Annotated in this window: 19 protein-coding genes; 10 read left to right on the forward strand and 9 right to left on the reverse strand. The window is 44.5% G+C overall.

What is annotated here, in order from left to right; translation table 11 throughout:
- The first annotated feature begins 36 nt into the window (after positions 1 to 36).
- The 5 genes from LX99_RS13905 to LX99_RS13925 all read left to right on the forward strand — a co-directional run bounded on the left by LX99_RS13905 (position 37) and on the right by LX99_RS13925 (position 7831).
- On the forward strand, positions 37 to 2259 hold the full coding sequence (locus tag LX99_RS13905) for a RelA/SpoT family protein (protein WP_022833702.1): 2223 nt from the start codon (positions 37 to 39) through the stop codon (positions 2257 to 2259).
- A 171-nt stretch (positions 2260 to 2430) separates the two neighbouring features.
- On the forward strand, positions 2431 to 2898 hold the full coding sequence (locus LX99_RS13910; RefSeq protein ID WP_022833703.1) for a Fur family transcriptional regulator: 468 nt from the start codon (positions 2431 to 2433) through the stop codon (positions 2896 to 2898).
- A gap of 46 nt (positions 2899 to 2944) precedes the next feature.
- Positions 2945 to 4222 carry an adenylosuccinate synthase gene (locus LX99_RS13915; protein WP_109608415.1) on the forward strand — a complete coding sequence of 426 codons (1278 nt, stop codon included), beginning with the start codon at positions 2945 to 2947 and terminating at the stop codon, positions 4220 to 4222.
- Between the two features lie 183 nt (positions 4223 to 4405).
- Entirely contained in the window at positions 4406 to 5671 is a 1266-nt protein-coding gene (locus tag LX99_RS13920) for an anthranilate synthase component I family protein (protein WP_109608416.1), read from the forward strand.
- Between the two features lie 204 nt (positions 5672 to 5875).
- Positions 5876 to 7831 carry a M1 family metallopeptidase gene (locus tag LX99_RS13925; RefSeq protein ID WP_109608417.1) on the forward strand — a complete coding sequence of 652 codons (1956 nt, stop codon included), beginning with the start codon at positions 5876 to 5878 and terminating at the stop codon, positions 7829 to 7831.
- A 56-nt stretch (positions 7832 to 7887) separates the two neighbouring features.
- Here the strand turns inward: LX99_RS13925 and LX99_RS13930 are convergent, their stop codons facing one another.
- The 5 genes from LX99_RS13930 to LX99_RS13950 all read right to left on the reverse strand — a co-directional run bounded on the left by LX99_RS13930 (position 7888) and on the right by LX99_RS13950 (position 11633).
- Entirely contained in the window at positions 7888 to 8631 is a 744-nt protein-coding gene (locus LX99_RS13930; protein ID WP_109608477.1) for a YqjF family protein, read from the reverse strand.
- A gap of 43 nt (positions 8632 to 8674) precedes the next feature.
- Entirely contained in the window at positions 8675 to 9475 is an 801-nt protein-coding gene (locus LX99_RS13935; protein WP_109608418.1) for a M48 family metallopeptidase, read from the reverse strand.
- A gap of 7 nt (positions 9476 to 9482) precedes the next feature.
- Positions 9483 to 10136 carry a glycerol-3-phosphate 1-O-acyltransferase PlsY gene (plsY, locus tag LX99_RS13940; protein ID WP_109608419.1) on the reverse strand — a complete coding sequence of 218 codons (654 nt, stop codon included), beginning with the start codon at positions 10134 to 10136 and terminating at the stop codon, positions 9483 to 9485.
- A gap of 105 nt (positions 10137 to 10241) precedes the next feature.
- Complete coding sequence (nadC, locus tag LX99_RS13945) at positions 10242 to 11087, reverse strand: carboxylating nicotinate-nucleotide diphosphorylase (RefSeq protein WP_109608420.1); 846 nt, start codon at positions 11085 to 11087, stop codon at positions 10242 to 10244.
- A gap of 162 nt (positions 11088 to 11249) precedes the next feature.
- Entirely contained in the window at positions 11250 to 11633 is a 384-nt protein-coding gene (locus tag LX99_RS13950; protein WP_042727280.1) for a DUF4783 domain-containing protein, read from the reverse strand.
- Between the two features lie 162 nt (positions 11634 to 11795).
- Between LX99_RS13950 and gpmI the strand changes: the two genes are divergently transcribed.
- Together gpmI and LX99_RS13960 are read left to right on the forward strand one after the other, a co-directional pair.
- On the forward strand, positions 11796 to 13319 hold the full coding sequence (gene gpmI / locus LX99_RS13955) for a 2,3-bisphosphoglycerate-independent phosphoglycerate mutase (RefSeq protein ID WP_109608421.1): 1524 nt from the start codon (positions 11796 to 11798) through the stop codon (positions 13317 to 13319).
- A complete protein-coding gene (locus LX99_RS13960) occupies positions 13306 to 13872 on the forward strand; it encodes a hypothetical protein (RefSeq protein WP_109608422.1) in 567 nt (188 codons plus the stop codon). Before gpmI ends, LX99_RS13960 begins: the two co-directional genes overlap by 14 nt.
- A gap of 78 nt (positions 13873 to 13950) precedes the next feature.
- Here LX99_RS13960 and LX99_RS13965 read toward each other — a convergent pair whose 3' ends face one another.
- From LX99_RS13965 to LX99_RS13980, 4 genes are all read right to left on the reverse strand, one after another.
- A complete protein-coding gene (locus tag LX99_RS13965) occupies positions 13951 to 14454 on the reverse strand; it encodes an SRPBCC family protein (protein WP_109608423.1) in 504 nt (167 codons plus the stop codon).
- Positions 14454 to 14771, reverse strand: coding sequence for an ArsR/SmtB family transcription factor (locus LX99_RS13970; RefSeq protein ID WP_109608424.1), 318 nt, complete (start codon positions 14769 to 14771; stop codon positions 14454 to 14456). Before LX99_RS13970 ends, LX99_RS13965 begins: the two co-directional genes overlap by 1 nt.
- Positions 14772 to 14826: 55 nt before the next feature.
- Positions 14827 to 15207, reverse strand: a complete 381-nt coding sequence (locus LX99_RS13975; protein WP_109608425.1) for a DoxX family membrane protein — start codon at positions 15205 to 15207, stop codon at positions 14827 to 14829.
- A 110-nt stretch (positions 15208 to 15317) separates the two neighbouring features.
- On the reverse strand, positions 15318 to 16253 hold the full coding sequence (locus LX99_RS13980; protein ID WP_109608426.1) for a Nif3-like dinuclear metal center hexameric protein: 936 nt from the start codon (positions 16251 to 16253) through the stop codon (positions 15318 to 15320).
- 319 nt (positions 16254 to 16572) lie between these two features.
- Between LX99_RS13980 and LX99_RS13985 the strand changes: the two genes are divergently transcribed.
- The 3 genes from LX99_RS13985 to LX99_RS13995 all read left to right on the forward strand — a co-directional run bounded on the left by LX99_RS13985 (position 16573) and on the right by LX99_RS13995 (position 19789).
- Positions 16573 to 17751 (forward strand): glycosyltransferase family 87 protein, encoded by a 1179-nt coding sequence (locus LX99_RS13985; protein ID WP_109608427.1) that lies wholly within the window; start codon positions 16573 to 16575, stop codon positions 17749 to 17751.
- 267 nt (positions 17752 to 18018) lie between these two features.
- Positions 18019 to 18987: a glycosyltransferase family 2 protein gene (locus LX99_RS13990; protein ID WP_109608428.1), complete on the forward strand. Its 969-nt coding sequence runs from the start codon at positions 18019 to 18021 to the stop codon at positions 18985 to 18987.
- Positions 18968 to 19789, forward strand: coding sequence for a polysaccharide deacetylase family protein (locus LX99_RS13995; RefSeq protein ID WP_109608429.1), 822 nt, complete (start codon positions 18968 to 18970; stop codon positions 19787 to 19789). Before LX99_RS13990 ends, LX99_RS13995 begins: the two co-directional genes overlap by 20 nt.
- Positions 19790 to 19834: the final 45 nt, after the last annotated feature.

The raw sequence follows: 19834 nt of genomic DNA on the forward strand, positions 1-19834 counted from the left end.
GGGTGTTTACAATTTTATACCGTTAATACCCCGTACATGAAAGACTTAGTGATTGATCTGGAAGCCGAGAAGAACGAGATACTGAAAAGATACCGCGCCTTGCTGCGTGCCTGTAAATCAACCCTCCAAAAGGGCGATAAGCGCATGATACGCAAGGCTTTTGATATGGCCCTTGAAAGCCATAAAGATATGCGCCGTAAAAGCGGCGAACCTTATATATACCACCCCATTGCCGTTGCCCAGATAGCTGCCGAAGAAATTGGGCTGGGCACCACATCTATAGTGTGCGCCTTACTGCATGATGTGGTTGAAGATACCAGCGTTACATTGGATGAAATTGAAATGGAATTTGGCAAAAAAGTTGCCAAAATCATTGACGGGCTTACCAAAATTTCGGGGGTGTTTGATACCAACAGTTCGCTGCAGGCCGAAAACTTTCGTAAAATGCTGCTCACCCTGGCCGATGATGTGAGGGTGATACTCATTAAGCTGGCCGACCGGCTGCACAACATGCGCACCATGGAGTTTATGCCGAGAGATAAGCAATTGAAACTCTCGTCAGAAACGGTGTACCTGTACGCTCCCCTCGCTCACCGCCTGGGTTTGTACGCCATAAAATCCGAACTGGAAGATCTGTCCATGAAATACATGGAGCGGGAAACCTACCAGTTCATCAAAAATAAACTGAACGAAAAAAAGACGGAGCGCGAACGGTTTATCCGCGATTTTATCGAGCCTATCAACAAGGTTTTACATAGCCAGGGTCTGGAAGCCGATATATTTGGCCGCCCGAAATCTATCCACTCCATCTGGAATAAGATGAAAAAGAAATCGATACCTTTTGAAGAGGTGTACGATCTTTTTGCCATCCGCATTATTTTGGATAGCCCCCAGGAGCATGAAAAAGCCGACTGCTGGAAAGCTTACTCGATAGTTACCGACCAGTACCGCCCCAACCCCGACAGGCTTCGCGACTGGATCTCATCACCCAAAGCAAACGGTTACGAATCATTACACACTACGGTAATGGGCCCCCGGGGGCAATGGGTTGAGGTACAGATCAGAACCAAACGCATGAATGAGATTGCCGAAAAGGGCTTTGCCGCGCATTGGAAATATAAAGAATCCAGCACCGACAGCGGCCTGGACCAATGGGTAAGCAAGGTGCGCGAGATGCTGAAAAACCCGGACAGTAACGCGCTTGATTTCATCGACGACTTTAAAATGAACCTCTTTAGCGATGAGATCTTTATTTTCACGCCGAAGGGCGCGCTCATCCAGTTACCGTTAAACGCTACCGCGCTCGATTTCGCGTTCGAAATCCATACCGATGTAGGTGCGAGCTGTATAGGCGCCAAAGTGAACCACAAACTGGTGCCGTTAAGCTATAAACTGCAAAACGGCGACCAGGTAGAGATCATTACCTCCGGCAAACAAACACCTAAGGAAGATTGGCTGAACTTTGTGGTTACCGCCAAGGCTAAAGCCAAAATTAAATCGGCTTTAAAAGAGGAGAAACGTAAAATTGCCGAGGACGGCAAGGAGATCCTGGAGCGTAAAATGAAATCGCTCAAGATCACTTACAATTCTGAAAACCTGCAGAAGATCAGCTACTTTTTTAAACTTCAGGCTACCCAGGATCTTTTTTACAATGTTGCCAAAGGCATTATTGATATGAAAGACCTGAAGGAATACCTGGCCTCCGAAAAAGTGGTTGATAACAAACCGCAGGACAAAATGGACCAGGAGCAGGTTCAAACCCTCATTAAAAATATCAAAGCCAAAGACAGTGATATTTTATTGATTGGGGAGGACATGCAGAAGATAGATTATAAGCTGGCCAACTGCTGCAACCCTATTCCGGGCGATGATGTTTTTGGCTTTGTTACCGTGAGCGATGGTATCAAAATTCACCGTACCAACTGCCCTAACGCGGCCAAGCTGATGGCTAATTACGGCTACCGTATAGTGAAAGCTCGCTGGACCAACCAGCAGGAACTTGCCTTCCTTACGGGCCTGCGTATTACCGGTATTGACGAGGTTGGCCTGATCAACAAGCTCACTACCGTAATATCAAACGACTTTAAGATCAATATCCGCTCCATCACTGTTGATAGCGATAACGGTATTTTTGAAGGCCAGCTGATGCTTTATGTAAATGATACCGGCCACCTGGATACCCTGATCAAAAACCTGAAACAGGTAAAGGGCGTAACAGCGGTTAACCGTTTTGATTCGGCTATTGAGAAAGCGTCCTGAGTAGAGAAACAGGAAATTAAGAGGAAGGAATACAGAGGCAGGCAATCAAGAATTAAGAGACAAGACGAAACTCATTACTCTTGCTTCCTGATTCTTGACTTCCTGACTTCCTGACTCTAACAATCCTATTCCCATAAATAATTAATAACTTTGCTACGTTAATATAACATTATGCCACAGCAGGATACCATACCCATGGTTAAGAAGATTTTTGAGGCTTACCTCGAAAATAAAAATTTGCGTAAAACACCCGAGCGTTTTGCCATACTTGAAGAGATTTATTCCCGTACCGATCATTTTGATGTGGAATCGTTGTACATCCACATGAAAAATAAAAAATACCGTGTGAGCCGTGCTACCGTGTATAATACACTGGAGCTGCTGGTATCATGCGATCTGGTTACCAAGCACCAGTTTGGTAAAAACATGGCCCAGTTCGAAAAATCATACGGCTACAAACAGCATGATCACATCATTTGTATTGATTGCGGCAAAGTGGTTGAGTTTTGTGATCCGCGCATCCAGCAGATCCAGAGCATGATGGGCGATATTTTAAAGTTTGATATCAAACACCACTCGTTAAACCTTTATGGCAATTGCACCAAATTAAGGGATGGTAATTGTGACAGAAAAATTTAACTTTGCCCCCTTTCATAACACATATTCTTGAACTTACGATAAATTAATGGCTGTTGACGTATTATTAGGCCTCCAGTGGGGCGACGAAGGAAAAGGAAAAATTGTTGACGTACTGAGCGCGGGCTACGACCTGATTGCACGTTTCCAGGGCGGGCCAAACGCGGGTCATACTTTGGAGTTCGACGGTAAAAAGTTTGTTTTGAACACCATTCCTTCGGGTATATTTTTTGAAAACACCATCAACCTTATCGGTAATGGCGTTGTGATCGACCCCATCACCCTGAAAAAAGAACTGGATAAATTAAAAGATGCCGGTCACGACCTGCTGGCAAAAAAAAATCTTTTAATTGCTAAAAAAGCGCACCTGATATTGCCAACCCACCAGTTGCTGGATGCTGCAAACGAGAAAAAAATGGGCGAAGGCAAAATTGGTTCAACCCTGAAAGGTATCGGCCCTACTTATATGGATAAAACCGGCCGTAACGGTTTACGCATCGGCGATATTACCCTGCCCGATTTTAAAGAGCGCTACCAGAAACTGGTTGACAAACATGTATCCATGCTGCAACAGCTTTACGGCGAGGTGGCCGACTTTTCGGAACGTGAAACTTTATTTTTTGAGGCACTGGATGTATTGCGCCAGTTCCCGCTGGTTGATTCTGAACATTTGGTAAACAACTATATTAAACAAGGCAAAAAAGTATTGGCCGAAGGCGCGCAGGGCGCTATGCTGGATATCGACTTCGGATCGTATCCATTTGTAACTTCATCAAATACTACGGCTGCCGGCGCTTGTACCGGTTTAGGTATTGCCCCACAGCAAATTGGCGAAGTAATCGGCATTTTCAAGGCTTACTGTACCCGTGTTGGCGGCGGTCCTTTCCCTACCGAACTGGAAAACGAAACAGGTGAAGAATTACGGAAAGTTGGTCATGAGTTTGGCGCCACAACAGGTCGCCCGCGCCGTACCGGCTGGATTGATCTTCCTGCGTTGAAATACGCTATTATGCTTAACGGCGTTACCCAATTAGTAATGACCAAGGCTGACGTATTGAGCGGTTTTGAGAAAATTTATGCGGCTACCCATTACAACTACCTGGGCGAGCAGATCGACTATATGCCTTATGATATTTGCTCGGTAAAACCGGAGCCTGTTTACAAGGAAATTGAAGGCTGGAATGAAGATTTGACCGGGATTACCGAACTATCTGAAATCCCCGCCAAACTGCAATCATACATTGATTACCTGGAAGCCGAACTTGGCGTACCGGTAAAATATTTATCTGTAGGTCCGGACAGGAAACAGACTTTAACATTACATTAATAACATAACTGTCCGTAGAGACACGGCCTACATGAAGGTAAAGAAACGAGAAAAGATCAGCTTAAGCTGATCTTTTCTCGTTTCTTTACCTTCCTCCGTTTCGTGTCTCCACGAAACGAAACCGCCATGCAAATCGAATCACATTAAACTATCTAATTTCATTTACTTGGTTATTTTTGCACCGTGATTGTACAGGTACAGTATTTGCCGCATTTTAAACACAAAGCACTGCAATGGGCGTCAGTATTTGATACCACATGTTACCTTGATTCGAACGGTTTCAGCGATCCATATTCTAAATTTGATACGCTGATAGCTGCAGGTGCAAAGTCGCACCTTATTGCCAGTGTTGGTAACGCATTTGAGCAGCTTAAACAATTCAGAAAAAATAATCCTGGCTGGATGACCGGCTTTTTAGGATATGATCTTAAAAATGAGGTTGAGCAGCTTACATCCGAAAACGTTGATGGATTGCGATTCCCTGATTTGTATTTTTTTGTTCCTGAACATTTGATCCTGATTAAGGGGAATGACATTGAAATAATTTCTGATGAACCGGAGCGGGTAATGAACGCCATTACTGTTCAGAAACCTGTAGTGGCCAAACGGCAATCTCCCATAAGCTTAAAACCGCGTTTCAGCCGGGAAGAATATATTGATACCGTAAACCAGATCAAAGCGCACATCAGCCGCGGTGATCTTTACGTGACCAACTTTTGCCAGGAGTTTTTTGCAGAGGAAGCGGAGATTGATCCGCTAAACCTTTTTACACAACTCAATGCCGTATCACCTAATCCATTTTCTGCCTTTTTTAAATGGGGTAGCAATTATATCCTTGGTGCATCCCCCGAACGCTTTTTGGCTAAACGAGATAACAGGCTGATATCGCAACCCATTAAGGGCACGGCCAAACGGATGGATGATAAACAGGCCGATGAACAGGCCAAACAAAACCTGCGTAGCCACCCCAAAGAACTGCAGGAAAACGTAATGGTGGTTGACCTGGTGCGTAACGATCTTACCCGCTCGGCCAAAGCAGGTACGGTTAAAACAGAAGAGCTATTCGGCATTTACAGCTTTAAGCATGTACATCAAATGATCTCGACAGTAGTTTGTGAGGTACAAGACGGCCTTACAAACGTTGAGGTGGTCAAAAACACCTTCCCCATGGGCAGTATGACCGGCGCACCCAAAGTGCGTTGTATGCAGCTGATGGAACATTATGAGCGAAGCAAAAGGGGCGTGTATTCCGGCGCGATAGGCTATTTTAGCCCGGATGATGATTTTGATTTTAATGTGGTGATCAGGTCGTTGCTATATAACTCGGTTAATAAATATCTCTCTTTTCATGCGGGAGGAGCCATTACCTATCATGCTATTGCCGAAAATGAATATGAAGAGTGTTTATTGAAGGCCAAGGCGGTAATGGAAGTTTTAGGAGGTAAATAAAGCCTTTCGCTTTAATATTTAAGGCACGCAAAGGAGCGGAGGCGCAAAGAAAAAACTAAGGCTTTGCTTCTAAACGCTTCACAAAAAACCTTTGCGCCTTAGCACCTTTTTGCGCCAAAACATCTACAATACCCGTACAAAATCAGCAACTTTTATTATATTGAGCAGTAAAAACTTCAAACACCCGCTCATTTAATTATCAATATGTTAAAACCCCTACAAAACATTAAATTGATCATATTCGGCTTACTTACGTTATCTGCCGGAGTAACCTCAGCCCAAACAAAATACAACCCGGCCGATTTATTTCCGGCCATTTCCTTACTCCCCCAGGGCAACGTATACCGCACAGCAACCGGCGAACCCGGCCCCGCCTATTGGCAAAACAAAGCCGATTATGTAATTGATGTAGCGCTTGATGATAAAACTAAGGTAATAAGCGGAACGGCCACCATCACCTATACCAACAACAGCCCCAAAGCATTGTCGGCTCTGTGGTTACAGTTGGAGCAAAATGTGTTTAAAAAAAATTCGAGGGGGATTGAATCAAAGCTTTTTTTGTATAAAGACTCAACCAGCGAAACGCCGGACGGTGGTTACCAGATTGAAAATATCCGGCTTGCCGGTAAAAATGAAAACATACGGTATCATATCTACGATACCCGCATGCAGCTGGAACTGGCTGAGCCCTTAGCCAGTGGCCAGTCCATCAGCTTTAGCATCCGTTACAAATACAACTTCCCGGTAAATTATAAAAATGCCGACTTTTTAGTAAACCGCACCGATATCCTGCCCACCAAAAACGGCGAGATCTACGCTGTAGCCCAATGGTATCCCCGCCTGTGTGTACTGGACGATGTTGAAGGATGGAATACACTCCCTTACCTGGGCAATGGAGAATTTTATTTAGAGTACGGTAATTTCGAGGTGAACATTACAGTGCCATCCGGAATGATTGTTGAAAGCTCGGGCGATTTATTAAACCCCGGCGAGGTGCTGACGCCAATACAGCTTAAACGCTGGCAGCAAGCTAAACAAAGCGAAACACCTGTACAGATCCGCACGGCGGCAGAGGTAACCGATGCCAAATCGCGCCCGGCAAAACCATTTTGCACCTGGAAATTTAAACTGGATAACGCCCGCGATTTTGCCTGGACAGCCTCCCGCTCATTTATTTGGGAAGCCGAAAGTTTTACCATCGCGGGCGGTAAAAGGGTAATGGGCAGCTCGGTTTTCCCGGTTGAATCGGACAAAGCCAAGAGCTGGAAGCGTTCATCAGCGTATGTTAAATTCACCTTGCAGCATTTTTCGGAGCAATGGTTTCCTTATCCCTACAACAAGGCGGTTAATGTGGCTTCTAACCTGGATGGCATGGAATACCCCGGCATGGTATTTTGCGCGGCGAAAGATACCGGTAACATGTACTGGGCCGTTGTAAACCACGAGTTAGGGCACACCTGGTTCCCGATGGTGGTTGGCAGTAATGAACGTAAATACGCGTGGATGGATGAGGGCTTTAATATGTTTATTGATATGATAGCCACCAAAAAATTTAACAAAGGTGAGTTTATCGGTTATGCCGAAATTGACAGTCCGCTGGATTCATTATTTACAGAGAAGCTATTACCGATAGTTACCAGGCCTGATGCTTTGCCCGGCAACCAGGTTTATCCGCTGCAATATCAAAAAGTGGCCTATGCTTTAGGCCTGCTGCGCAACCATATTTTAGGTATTGAACGTTTTGACACGGCTTTCAGGAAATATATTCGCGATTGGGCTTACAAACACCCTACCCCCTGGGATTTTTTCAGGAGCATGGATAGCTCGGTTGGTGAAGACCTGACCTGGTTCTGGAAATCGATGTTTTTAAATAACTACCGTTTAGATCAAAAAATAACGAAGGTGGAAAACGCCGCGGGCAAACAACCCCGGATCACTATTGAAAATATCAACAAAGCAGCGATGCCGCTGGTGGTCGATCTTACCTATGCCGACGGTTCGGCAGAGCACCGCGAATTTCCGGTAGAGATTTGGGAATATACCGGCAGTTATACTTTTAGCGGTAATAAGAAAGCTGCGGTGAGCAAAGTGGAGGTAGATGCAGGCAAGGTTTATCCGGATGTGGATAGAGGGAATAATATATATGAGGCTGGGAAATAGCTCAGCCCACAGCCGCCCCGAGCCGCCGCTCGGCTCCAGCCGAGCGGCGGCTTCTATTAATTCCTGACACTACCTTTCACCATAATCTTTTCCCCCATCCTCACCACAACCTCCGATCCCAGCGCAAAAAACGCGGAAACAGGTTCTTTCTCTAAATAAGGCTTAAATTCCCTGCCATACAAAGCGGTAACATCAGCGTCAAAAATATAATCGATTACAGCGCCGGTTTGCCATGTTACGTGCTCCACCTGGTATTCCATCGTTTTGGTAGCACTCAGCGCGTTATATCCCCAGTAATGTTCTAAAATAAATTCTTCGGGGCTGCCGGGTTCAATGGCTTGTGGTTTATTGCTTACCGTCGCACCCAGTTTGTTCCAATGGCCGTTCAGCTTCCATTCGTATAAAAAACCGGTGTGGTTATCAGCAGCCGGGGTAACCGAGTGCCGCATTGGTAATGCCCGGTAATGTTCCCTGTAAAGATTATTGGCAATAAGCGCTATCATCGCTTTAGGCACTATCTCGCTTATAAACACAGCCCCCCGCTTCCACTCGGTACCGTTAAAATACCTAACGTAAAAACGGAGATTCACTTCTTCAAAATTCACATGCCATGGCCATTTAATCCCTACAACATTAGTATCCAGGAACATGAAGCCAACCATGCTCACCAGGACCTTGCCTTCCCAAAAATCAAGCTCGGTGCCTGGAGGAATGTGCGGTTTCAGTATATCAGGATCAACCTCGTAATTGAGCATTACCAGGTTTTTCCATTGCGCTTTTAAAAACTGCCTTTTAGCCATAAAAGTAAAAATCCCGCCTTTGCGGGGCGGGATCAAATATAAATTAAGGTTTGTAATATTTCATAGCCTCAGGTATGAGGTTCTGGATATTGGCTATACGGGTAGCATCGGCCGGGTGGGTGCTTAAAAACTCGGGCGGGGCACCGCCTTTGTTTTGCGCCGCCATACGCTGCCAAAACGCGATGGCGTTATGCGGGTCATAACCGGCCATGGCCATAAAGGTTAACCCTAAACGGTCTGCTTCCGACTCCTGGTTACGCGAGTACGCCAGTAACTTAAGTTGCGAGCCAACACCGTATAATGTGCTTATAGCAGTTTGGGTAGCCTGCGATTGCTGGCTTGTGGCAGCGCCTACCAATTGCCCGCCCCCCTGTACCAGCATCTCCTGCGAAATGCGCTCGGCCGAGTGCCTGGCGATGGCGTGACCAATTTCGTGTCCCATAACTACAGCTAAATAAGCATCGGTATTGGCAACGGGCAGCAGGCCGCTATACACAGCTACTTTACCACCCGGCATGCACCAGGCATTAACCTCGCTGCTTTGAATGAGGTTAAACTCCCAGGCAAAGTTGTACTGATTGCCGTAACCGTTGTCATTCAGGTATTTTTGGATGGCTGTGGCCAGCCTGTTACCGATAACTTTAACGCGCTGTGCATCTGTACCGTTTGAAATTACCTTGGTTTTAGGATCGGACAGCAGTTGCTTGTAACTGGCGGCTGCCGATTGGTTTACCTCGGCATCGCCCACAAGGCTTAGTTGTTTACGACCGGTTAATGGCACCGTGGAACACGAAAAAATGGTCATGACAGCAATCACAACCAAAGCAGGTTTAAATCTTTTCATAAATGGATCAGGCAGTAGTGGTTTTTTTCTTAAAAAAATTAACTTTCGATTCTTTGCCCCTTATTAGTCGCTCGATATTTTTTTGGTGGGTTACCAATACCAGTACGCAAATACACATGCCGTAGATTACTATAGCCCGTATAGGCGTTGGGAAAATAAAGGTAACGCCTATAGGATAAGTAAACGCCGCCGTGATTGAACTTAATGATACGTATTTAGAGACCAGTAACACCGTTATAAATACAAAAATACATAACAAGGCTGCATGAAAGTGTATAGCCAAAATCATTCCAAAAAGGGTAGCTACGCCTTTGCCACCCCTAAAACCGGCAAAAATCGGGAACAAATGGCCCATAACTGCGGCAATTCCGAGGGCCAGTTCATAATTAGTATAGGCTACCGAGTTGATAGGCCCGGTGGCCGAAACACCAATAAAATACGCGAAGTTGGTGGCAGCCCAGCCTTTAAAAATATCAAGCAACATAACCGGAATCCCGGCTTTTTTGCCCAACACCCTGAAAGTGTTGGTAGCACCGGCGTTACCGCTCCCGTATTCACGTACATCTACGTTATAAAAAGCCATACCTATCCAAACAGCTGTGGGTATCGAGCCGCATAGATAAGCCATTATGAGTGCTGTAACAGAGTAAACGGTTATCATTCTGCTGCAATATTACAAAATTGAAGCGGTAATAGCGCTTTAATCACGGCGCTTTTGCTACTAAACTTTGTGTAAATAAATGTTATCGGATTTTTTCTTCCCGCGTTATTTTACCGCCTTTAAGCTAAGGTCGAGGCTCTTAACCGAATGCGTTAAAGCACCTACTGAGATGTAATCAACCCCGCATTTGGCATACTCGCTAATATTATCGATAGTAATGCCGCCCGATGCTTCGGTAACATAACTACCGTTAACTAATTTAACCGCGGTCCGCAGATCATCAAAGTTAAAGTTATCTAACAAAATGCGGTTTACGCCACCTGTTTCCAGTACCTGCCGCAACTCATCAATATTACGTACCTCTATCTCGATGGCTAATTGCTTGTTGTTTTCTTTAAGATAATGGTTAGCGCTTTCTATAGCCTGCCTGATCCCGCCCGCGTAATCAACGTGGTTATCTTTAATCAGGATCATATCGTACAAACCAAACCTGTGGTTAACGCCGCCGCCAATGCGTACGGCCCATTTTTCAAGATAACGCAGCCCTGGCGTTGTTTTACGGGTATCTAAAACATGGGTACCGGTATCCTTCAGCAGCTCAACAATCTCACGTGTTTTTGTAGCAATTCCCGACATGCGCTGCATACAATTCAGTACCAAACGCTCGGCAGTTAATATATTGCGCGAACTGCCTTCTACCTCAAAAGCTACGTCGCCATACTTTACCGTGGCCCCATCGTTTATAAAAACAGTAAGCTTCAGGTTAGGATCAACAATATGAAAAATTTCAGCAGCCAGTTCAACACCGGCCAGTACACCTTCGTCTTTAACTAAAAGTTTTGCCTTACCGGTAGCACCTGCAGGTATGGTTGACAGGGATGTATGGTCGCCATCGCCTACATCCTCTGCCAGGGTATACTTTATAAATTGGTGTATAAGTTCTTTATCCAAGTGTGTTACTATTTGGGGCAAAAGTAACAATTTTTGAGTTCATAGATAATGGTTCATAGTTCATGGCCAAAACACAGGTTCGGTAGTTGAGCAAAAAGAGCAAAATGAACTATAAACATTCGGCTATGAACTATGATCCATGAACCATGAACTATCAAAAACTCACTTCACTTTCTCATCCTCTATTTTCAGCTCAACCACACTGTTATCCTTAAGGGTAATGGCTACCCGGAATTCGCCGTTATCTGTATTTAACAAATACACACCAAAATGATAGTTACCGCCTGAGTTTACCTTATGCAACGATTTGATGCTTTTGGGTTTATTTTTTGCCAGAAATTTATCGAGGATAACAGTAGCCTGGGTTTGCGAATAGGTATTCTCATTATCCATAATGGTAATTTCGATACTGGGCGCAAGTAGTTTGGATAACTCTTTGGTATTACCGGCTTTAAGCAAATTGGCCACATTATCTATCCCGTCGGCCATGGTGGCAAGCGGAAGCATTAACAGTAAAATAACTGAGGGCAAGTATAATAGTTTCATAAGGTGATAAAGTTACAAAGAGATACCATGTTTAAATTGGTTTTTGAAAGATTTTTCAAAATTATATTAAATATAAAACGGCAATACTTTATGCTTATTTTGCAATGATCTATAAATAAAAAAATTGTACCTAAAGTATTGCCATGCGGTTATATTTGCATTGTGGAAAACAAGAAAAAACTCGCATTAATTATACTTGATGGCTGGGGTTACGGCCGCAACGATCAATCAAACGCTATCATTGCTGCAAAAACGCCGTTTTTTGACAGCCTGATTCAGCAATATCCAAATTCAAAGCTCGAAGCATCGGGTACCGCGGTAGGTTTACCGGCCGGGCAGATGGGCAACTCCGAAGTTGGGCATATGAACCTTGGTGCAGGCCGGGTGGTTTACCAGGAACTTGGCCGCATCCATAAAGCGGTTGACGATAACGAACTGCCAACCATCCCCGTTTTGAAAGACGCTTTTGAATACGCCAAACAAAACAATAAAAACGTTCATTTCATCGGCCTTGTATCTGATGGCGGGGTTCACTCACACATCAGGCACGTAAAAGGCCTTTGCGATGCAGCTAAACAGCTGGAAGTACCCAACGTGTACATTCACGCTTTTTTAGATGGCCGTGACACCGACCCAAAATCGGGCCTGGGTTTTATTACCGATCTGGAAGAACACATTGCAGGTACCAACGCCAAAATTGCTTCGGCCATTGGCAGGTATTACGCGATGGACCGCGATAACCGCTGGGAACGTGTTAAATTAGCTTACGACCTGATGGTTAACGGCATTGGCACGCCTGCCGAAAAAATTACCGACCTCATTAAACACTCCTACCTGGAAGAAGTTACAGACGAATTTGTAAAACCGATTGTAGCTATTGACGGTGAAGGCAAACCACTTGCTGTTATTGCCGAAGGTGATGTAGTGATCTGTTTCAACTTCCGTACAGACAGGGGCCGCGAAATCAGCCTGGCTTTAACCCAGAAATCATTCCCTGAGTATAACATGCATCCGCTCAATATCCGTTACATCACCATGACCCCATATGATGAAACGTTTAAAAACGTGCAGATTGTGTTTAACAAGGAAGACCTGACCAAAACCCTTGGCGAGATTTTGCAGAACGCGGGCAAAAGCCAGATCAGGATTGCCGAAACTGAAAAATATCCGCATGTAACCTTCTTCTTTTCGGGTGGCCGCGAAAGAGAATTTGTTAATGAAAAACGCCTGCTGGTGCCGTCGCCTAAAGTGGCTACTTATGATCTGCAACCGGAAATGAGTGCAGCCGGTATAAGGGATGCCATCATTCCTGAACTGGAAGCCGGCTGGCCGGATTTTGTATGCCTTAACTTTGCCAATACCGATATGGTTGGTCACACCGGCGTATTCAGCGCGGTAGTGAAGGCTGCCGAAACTGCCGATAGCTGCACCCAGGCGGTTGTTGAAGCAGGTTTGGCTAATGGCTACTCGTTCATTATCCTGGCCGACCATGGTAATGCCGATTACATGATCAATGAAGATGGCTCACCCAACACAGCGCATACCACTAACCTGGTGCCATGTATTGTGATTGATAAAGATGTGAAAGAAGTGAAAGATGGTAAACTGGGCGATGTTGCACCTACTATACTAAGCATATTAGGCGTAGAGATTCCTGCCGAAATGACTGGCAATGTATTGGTTTAACCTCAAAAATATAAGGAAAGCCGCCCTATGGGGCGGCTTTTTGCTGTTGGTAACATTTGTATTTTCGTGCAGGCCCGATAACAGGCAAAGCGGCGCGAAGTTGGTTTATTTTGACCTGAAAGCATTTTTCCGGGCGGATTCGGCCCGGTTAGCAAGCGTTAATCCTGCAGTCATAAAAACAGTTACCCATAACGGGGTTACCGAAGCCAAAACTGTACATATAGGTAACTGGAGCCAGGAGCTGAACCTTTTTATCCAATCAGACATTAACCGCCCTGCCTGGAAAAACAGTTACTTGGTAAGCGCGGGCGATAGCGCCATCATTTACAGCGCACGAACACCCGAATTAAAAACCCGCCGTATTATCATCAAAAAAATTGGTGAAAAGGTACAATGGATCCTGATTTACAATCACACTAAAAATCTGTTGTATGAAACCAATGAAAAGCTGAGCTATTTTCCCGATTCATTGTACCGGATTGAAAAATCGCAGCACGTAAAGCTAATGGGACGCAACGACTATAAGGTACAGGGAACTTTGCCGAAGAGGTAAGTTAATATTCCATTAAAGCTATATCATTAATAAATCAACCAGTTTATTTACATAAACTTTTTTTATTCGTGCTCATTTTTATTTATTTAAGGTTAACAATAGCTCGTCGAGTTTTTGGAGCGTAGCCATCATGCCCTGCTCCATACCCATCTGTATAACCGTTTCCAGATCAGACAGCGATTTATAGGTTACGATGGTTTCAACCAGGGTGTTTTCATCCTTGCCGGTAAAGCTTACCAGCCATTCGGCGCGGGGCAATGCTTCGTTTATTTCACCTTCGGCATTGCTAAAAGCGTCTAAAGCGGTGTAATAATCAATCGGCCTGATCTTAACATACTCGGTAAGGCCCCAGTATTCGGTACCGTTTGGTTCAACCATGGCATAGTGCCAGTGCCCACCCTCGCTAAAATCCATCGATTTTGTTTTGGTAGTTAACGGTTTGGGGGCAAACCATTGGTTAAGCAACCGGCTTTGGGTGTAGCAATCCCAAACCAGTTGTCTGCCTGCCATAAACTCACGCCTGATGGTAAGTGTATTGTTTTGTTTGTCGGCCAAAAAATCAAACTGCAAATGGTGTTTCATTATTGTTGTTTTTTTAGGTTAGATAAAAGTTCGTCGAGCTGCGAAAAGCGGGTTTCCCAAATTTTGCGGAACTGCTCCAGCCATTTATCTATCTCTTTCATTTTGTCAATCTCCAGCTGGTAATAAATTTCCCGTCCCTGGTGTTCCTGCTTTAGCAACCTGCATTCGGTTAATATCTTCAGGTGTTTTGAAATGGCCTGCCGGGTGGTGTCAAAATGCTCTGCAATGGCATTGGGTGTCATGGCCTGTAGGGCAATAAGGGCTATAATGGCCCTACGGGTTGGATCGGATATGGCCTGAAAAATATCTCGTCTCATTAAATCTTTAGTTGTGCAAACCGCCGACCGGCAAAATCAAAAGTTATAAATTATATTATTTCCTGATCATGGGGAGGTACTTTTCCCGGTTATCAATAATTACCCAAATAACAACCGCCGTTAACGCCAGTGAAACAGGCAATGCCGATGGCGACATGCTGATATTGGATAACAAAATTCCGGTTAATACCGGTGTAAGCACTACCGCCCCCAATGCCCTTGTTACCGGAATGATCAGCAGCAAACCACCTATCACTTCGGCTGCGCCTACCAGCGGCATCAGCCAGCCAATAGTCATGTACGCCTGCCCAACTTTTACCATTTCGGCGGGCATATCTTTAGGCATAGGCATGTAGTTAAAAAATTTATTTAAACCCGCATTAATAAACATCAGGCCTGTTAAAAGGCACAAAACAAACAGTATTATTTTTTTCATGATTAAAGGTTTTAATAAGAAACTGACTGGTTGCAAATATATGTGCAACTATTTGGTTTCGCAAGTAGTTTTCGAAAAAAATTAAAAGCATTGGACTCAACAACTGCCTATTACAAAAACTGCAGCGAATTGCCCGGATGGATATGCGTAGCCTTCACGCCCGGTACATGCTGTTTAAGCCAGCCAATCATAAATTCTGATCCCGGCTCTTCGCTGGCAATGTGGCCTAATACAATCAGCGATAGCTTATCGCCCTTGGCCTGGGCATCGCGCACGTACTCGGCGGTTTCCCATTCCGAAATTTCGCCGCAAATCAGTACATCTGGTTTTTTGGTGCTCATTTCGGTAATCTGGCGTTTGCCGCCTGCCGCGCCGGGTAACAGCAGCACCTTTTGGCAACTTTGCGCTATATTACCAATATAGCGTACCTTTTCTATTTTCAGCTTCTTTTTCAGTGTATCTATCAAATTGCCTAATGAGGTAGGGGGGAGGGTAAGCAGGTTGCCGGTTTCGGGTTTGTAGTAACTCACCCAATCCAGTTGTTTTAAAAAGCCGAGGCCCACGCCATCGGGCTTAAGGCTGTGGATGGTATCGTGATTGCGCCAAACGGCTATATTGTGCTTATCCAATAGTTGCTTTTTGTATTGGTAAACATCATCATTGGCCAGCCAGGCTGTTTCGTCGGCATGGTTGTAAAAGGTAGGCTCATGGGCAATAATAAAGTTTGCGCCAAGGCTTATAGCTTTTTCAATAACGCTTATGTTAGCGAACATGGTGGTAACTATACCGGTAACCACTATATCCCGGTTCCCGGCTTTCAAAGTATCAACCGTGTTAGGCAATGGCGCGCCGGGCACCTGTTTCATAAACAGATCAATAATCTGGCCTACGGTTATGTTTTCGGCCTGTTTGATAATGGATGCGGCATTGCCGGTTAAGGGGCCAGATAACAAGGCGGCTGTTCCGGCCAGAGTACTTAATTGCGCAATAAATTTGCGGCGGTTAACACCATCGTTAAAGGGAGTGGAATTTTGCGTTTGGTTCATCAGGTTGATAATTAAGTGTAATCAAATATATCAATTAAGGTTGAGAGCAGGCTCCTGTTTAACACCCATCATCAGGGGGAATCGCTAAAAAGAGTTGCCTTTGCCTACGCGAAAAACCTCACCCCAGCCCTCCTCAAAGAGGCAGCGCTTTATTTCTTAAAGTCCTCTCCTCTGGAGAGGATTTAGGTGAGGCTACACTCAGTCAACTCTTTTTCAAAAGTGATTCCCCGGTACCCATCATTACCTGTATTAAGAAATATCAAAAAAGTAACAGTTTTGTTACCGATGTTATATATTCGCACAGAAATATCCTAAATACGTGCAAAAACTTGCTAAGCTCGCCTATAACAAACCTTTTGTTTACACACTATGGTTTGGTTTAAGTTTATTTTTGGTTGTTAAAGGCGTTTTAGCCCACCAGGGTTTTAACAACTATACCATTTTTAAATACAACTTTTTAAATGTAATCCATCAGCATAACCTGTATGCTTACCAACCTGAGCATTATTACGATTTGAACCACTACGGTCCGGTGTTTTCTATCATTATGGCGCCCTTTGCCATACTGCCCGATAGTATAGGGGTTATTTTATGGGTATTGCTTAACGCCTTTATCCTGCTTAAAGCCATTCAAACGCTGCCGATAAAAAAAGACCAGTATGTGGTGATTCTGCTGCTCTGCGCGCATGAGTTGATGACAGCCTCGGCCAACGTGCAAAGCAACCCCATGATAGCCGCTTTAATTATCCTTGGCTTTAATTTTATAAAACGTGAGCAAGATTTCTGGGCGGCGCTCATGATAGCCTTAGGAGCTTTTATAAAACTTTACGGGATAGTTGGCCTGGCTTTCTTTTTCTTTTCAACCAACAAGCCCAAATTTGTTTTGAGCTTTATTTTCTGGTCGGCTGTGTTGTTTGTATTGCCCATGGCTATCTCGTCGCCATCGTTTATTGTGCAAACCTATCATGATTGGTATACCGATTTGGTGGTTAAAAATAATGATAACCAGCATTCGTACATGCAGGAAATCTGTATAACAGGTTTAATCAGGAGGGTGTTTGATTACCAGGATTTGAAAAATATGTATGTGATCGGGCCAGCGCTGGTATTGTTTGGCCTGTCGTATTTACGAATTAAAGCGTATAAAACCCTTCAGTATCAATTGCTCATCCTGTCGTCGGTACTTATTTTCGCGGTTATTTTTAGCAGCTCGGCCGAATCATCTACTTACATTATCGCCTTTACCGGCGTAGCCATCTGGTTTATGAACCTGGACAGGCCGGTTACCGGTTTCGAGATTTTTTTGCTGGTTTTCGCGCTTATTATCACCAGCCTGTCTCCGTCAGATCTTTTTCCCGATTATATCCGCAGGCATTATATCGTACCGTATAAATTGAAATCGCTGCCCTGTTTTTTAATCTGGGTTAAAATCATTTACGAAACCCTGTTCAGGGATTTCAGTGCCGAAACACCGGCCCCCGCAACCGCGATTGAATAGCTGGTTAAACTATAGTTAAATATTAAGCCGGCTTTTAATTTGACAAAAAAACGATAAAGAACTTCGTATATCATATTGTTATTGGTTATTTTTGTAACGGTTATGTTACGATTTTGAGCTTTCGATACCCTCAATTAAAAAAAACGTGGGGTATTGTAGCGTTTTATACTTTTTAGCGTAACAGGTATGTTACGTGGGTATAGGGATATATCAAGATCTGGTTTCACCTTTATTAAACCTGCTGCAAAAAAATAGTGATCGAGTAAAATGGCTTACCTTGTCGATAAAAAGCTTTCTATTGTTATACCCTCTCACAACGAGGAGAAAAATATCAGTTACCTGATCGATCAGATCCGCGAAACACTTGAGCCCACCGGCTACGCTTACGAATTGATTTTTGTTGATGACGGAAGCCGCGACAATACGCTAAATGAGCTGAAGGTTAATGCCGAAATACACTCTAATGTATTTTATGTGGAATTATCGCGCAATTTTGGTAAAGATTACGCGCTGAAAGCGGGCATAGCCATGGCCAGTGGTAACGCGGTAATAACCATGGATGCCGATTTGCAGCACCCGCCGCAAATGATATTAAAAATGCTGTACCACTGGGAAGAGGGCTACGATATTGTTTACACGTATCGCGAAGGCGAAAACCCCCATGGCAAAGGTTATCAAAAAGTTACCTCCAGGCTGTTTTACAAGGGCCTGAATATGCTATCAGACATTAAAATGGAAAACGGCACTGCCGATTTCAGGCTGATAGACGAGAAGGTAGTGAAGCAGCTCAAGCTGATTGATGAGTACGAGATATTTTTCAGAGGGATCATCAAATGGGCGGGTTATAAACAGATTGGCATTCCATATGTACCGTCCAAACGCCATACCGGCGAAGCGAGCTATTCGTTTGCCAAGCTGGTTAAACTGGCGGTAACCACAATTATGGCTTTTAGCGCCAGGCCGCTCTACATCATCTCGATGGTTGGCCTGCTGTTTTCAACCGTGGCTATTTTGTATATCCCTTATGTACTGATCAGCTATTGTTTGGGATACGCGGTATCGGGCTGGGCGTCAATCATCGCGACCATCGCCTTTTTTGGCGGCCTGCAGCTAATGTTGATGAGCGTGATAGGTATTTATGTGGGTAAGATCTTTATGCAATCCAAACACAGGCCCAATTATATTATCCGTTCATCAAATGTTGTTATTGTAGATAATGATCTTATTAGGATTTGATGTAGAGGAGTTTGATCTGCCGACAGAATACGGCAAATCGATCCCTTTTGATGAGCAACTTGAAATTTCTACCCGCGGTACCCGAACCATACTTGAATTGCTGAAGCAGAAAAAAGTAAAAGCTACTTTTTTCTGCACCGCAAACTACGCGGTTAACCGACCGGACGTCATCCGGCAGATAGTAGCAGACGGCCACGAGATCGCATCGCACGGTTATTACCATTCGGAATTCATACCCGAGCACCTGCTGCAATCAAAGCAGGTACTGGAAGAGCTTTCCGGCACCCCGGTAACTGGTTTCAGGATGGCACGGATGATGCCGGTTGATGAAGCCGAAATTGAAAAGGCCGGTTATGAATATAACTCGTCATTAAACCCAACCTGGTTGCCGGGCAGGTATAACAACCTGAAAAAGCCGCGTTCCTGGTTTTACGATCAGAATGTTTTGCAGCTCCCGGCATCGGTATCGTCGTGGCTGCGTTTTCCGCTTTTTTGGCTAAGCTTCCATAACCTCCCCTTGTTTTTATTAAAACGGATGAGTAATGGAGCCTACCGAAAAGATGGTTACCTGAACCTGTATTTCCATCCCTGGGAATTTACAGACCTGCACAATCACGAGCGATTTGGCATCCCCGGCTATATAGCCAGAAACTCCGGCGAACCCTTAACCGCGCGGCTGGCCGGTTTTATTGACTGGGCACAAGCTAAAGGCTACCCGTTTGCACGCACCGCCGACTTTTGCGATACCATTAAAAACAAACACCGCGAGGCCATAGTTATGCCTTTGTGGGCGGCTAAATAACTAACAGTAAATCAATTAATAAAATTGATTGAAAATTCGCCATAA

Source organism: Mucilaginibacter oryzae, from assembly GCF_003148845.1.
Taxonomy (GTDB): domain Bacteria; phylum Bacteroidota; class Bacteroidia; order Sphingobacteriales; family Sphingobacteriaceae; genus Mucilaginibacter; species Mucilaginibacter oryzae.

Coding starts and splice junctions, on each gene's coding strand:
- LX99_RS13995 (WP_109608429.1), top strand. CDS start 18,968: ATGATCTTATTAGGATTTGATGTAGAGGAGTTTGATCTGCCGACAGAA.
- plsY (WP_109608419.1), bottom strand. CDS start 10,136: ATGATAACCGTTTACTCTGTTACAGCACTCATAATGGCTTATCTATGC.
- LX99_RS13990 (WP_109608428.1), top strand. CDS start 18,019: ATGGCTTACCTTGTCGATAAAAAGCTTTCTATTGTTATACCCTCTCAC.
- LX99_RS13950 (WP_042727280.1), bottom strand. CDS start 11,633: ATGAAACTATTATACTTGCCCTCAGTTATTTTACTGTTAATGCTTCCG.
- LX99_RS13975 (WP_109608425.1), bottom strand. CDS start 15,207: ATGAAAAAAATAATACTGTTTGTTTTGTGCCTTTTAACAGGCCTGATG.
- LX99_RS13910 (WP_022833703.1), top strand. CDS start 2,431: ATGCCACAGCAGGATACCATACCCATGGTTAAGAAGATTTTTGAGGCT.
- LX99_RS13960 (WP_109608422.1), top strand. CDS start 13,306: ATGTATTGGTTTAACCTCAAAAATATAAGGAAAGCCGCCCTATGGGGC.
- LX99_RS13970 (WP_109608424.1), bottom strand. CDS start 14,771: ATGAGACGAGATATTTTTCAGGCCATATCCGATCCAACCCGTAGGGCC.
- LX99_RS13915 (WP_109608415.1), top strand. CDS start 2,945: ATGGCTGTTGACGTATTATTAGGCCTCCAGTGGGGCGACGAAGGAAAA.
- LX99_RS13930 (WP_109608477.1), bottom strand. CDS start 8,631: ATGGCTAAAAGGCAGTTTTTAAAAGCGCAATGGAAAAACCTGGTAATG.
- LX99_RS13980 (WP_109608426.1), bottom strand. CDS start 16,253: ATGAACCAAACGCAAAATTCCACTCCCTTTAACGATGGTGTTAACCGC.
- LX99_RS13965 (WP_109608423.1), bottom strand. CDS start 14,454: ATGAAACACCATTTGCAGTTTGATTTTTTGGCCGACAAACAAAACAAT.
- LX99_RS13925 (WP_109608417.1), top strand. CDS start 5,876: ATGTTAAAACCCCTACAAAACATTAAATTGATCATATTCGGCTTACTT.
- LX99_RS13935 (WP_109608418.1), bottom strand. CDS start 9,475: ATGAAAAGATTTAAACCTGCTTTGGTTGTGATTGCTGTCATGACCATT.
- LX99_RS13905 (WP_022833702.1), top strand. CDS start 37: ATGAAAGACTTAGTGATTGATCTGGAAGCCGAGAAGAACGAGATACTG.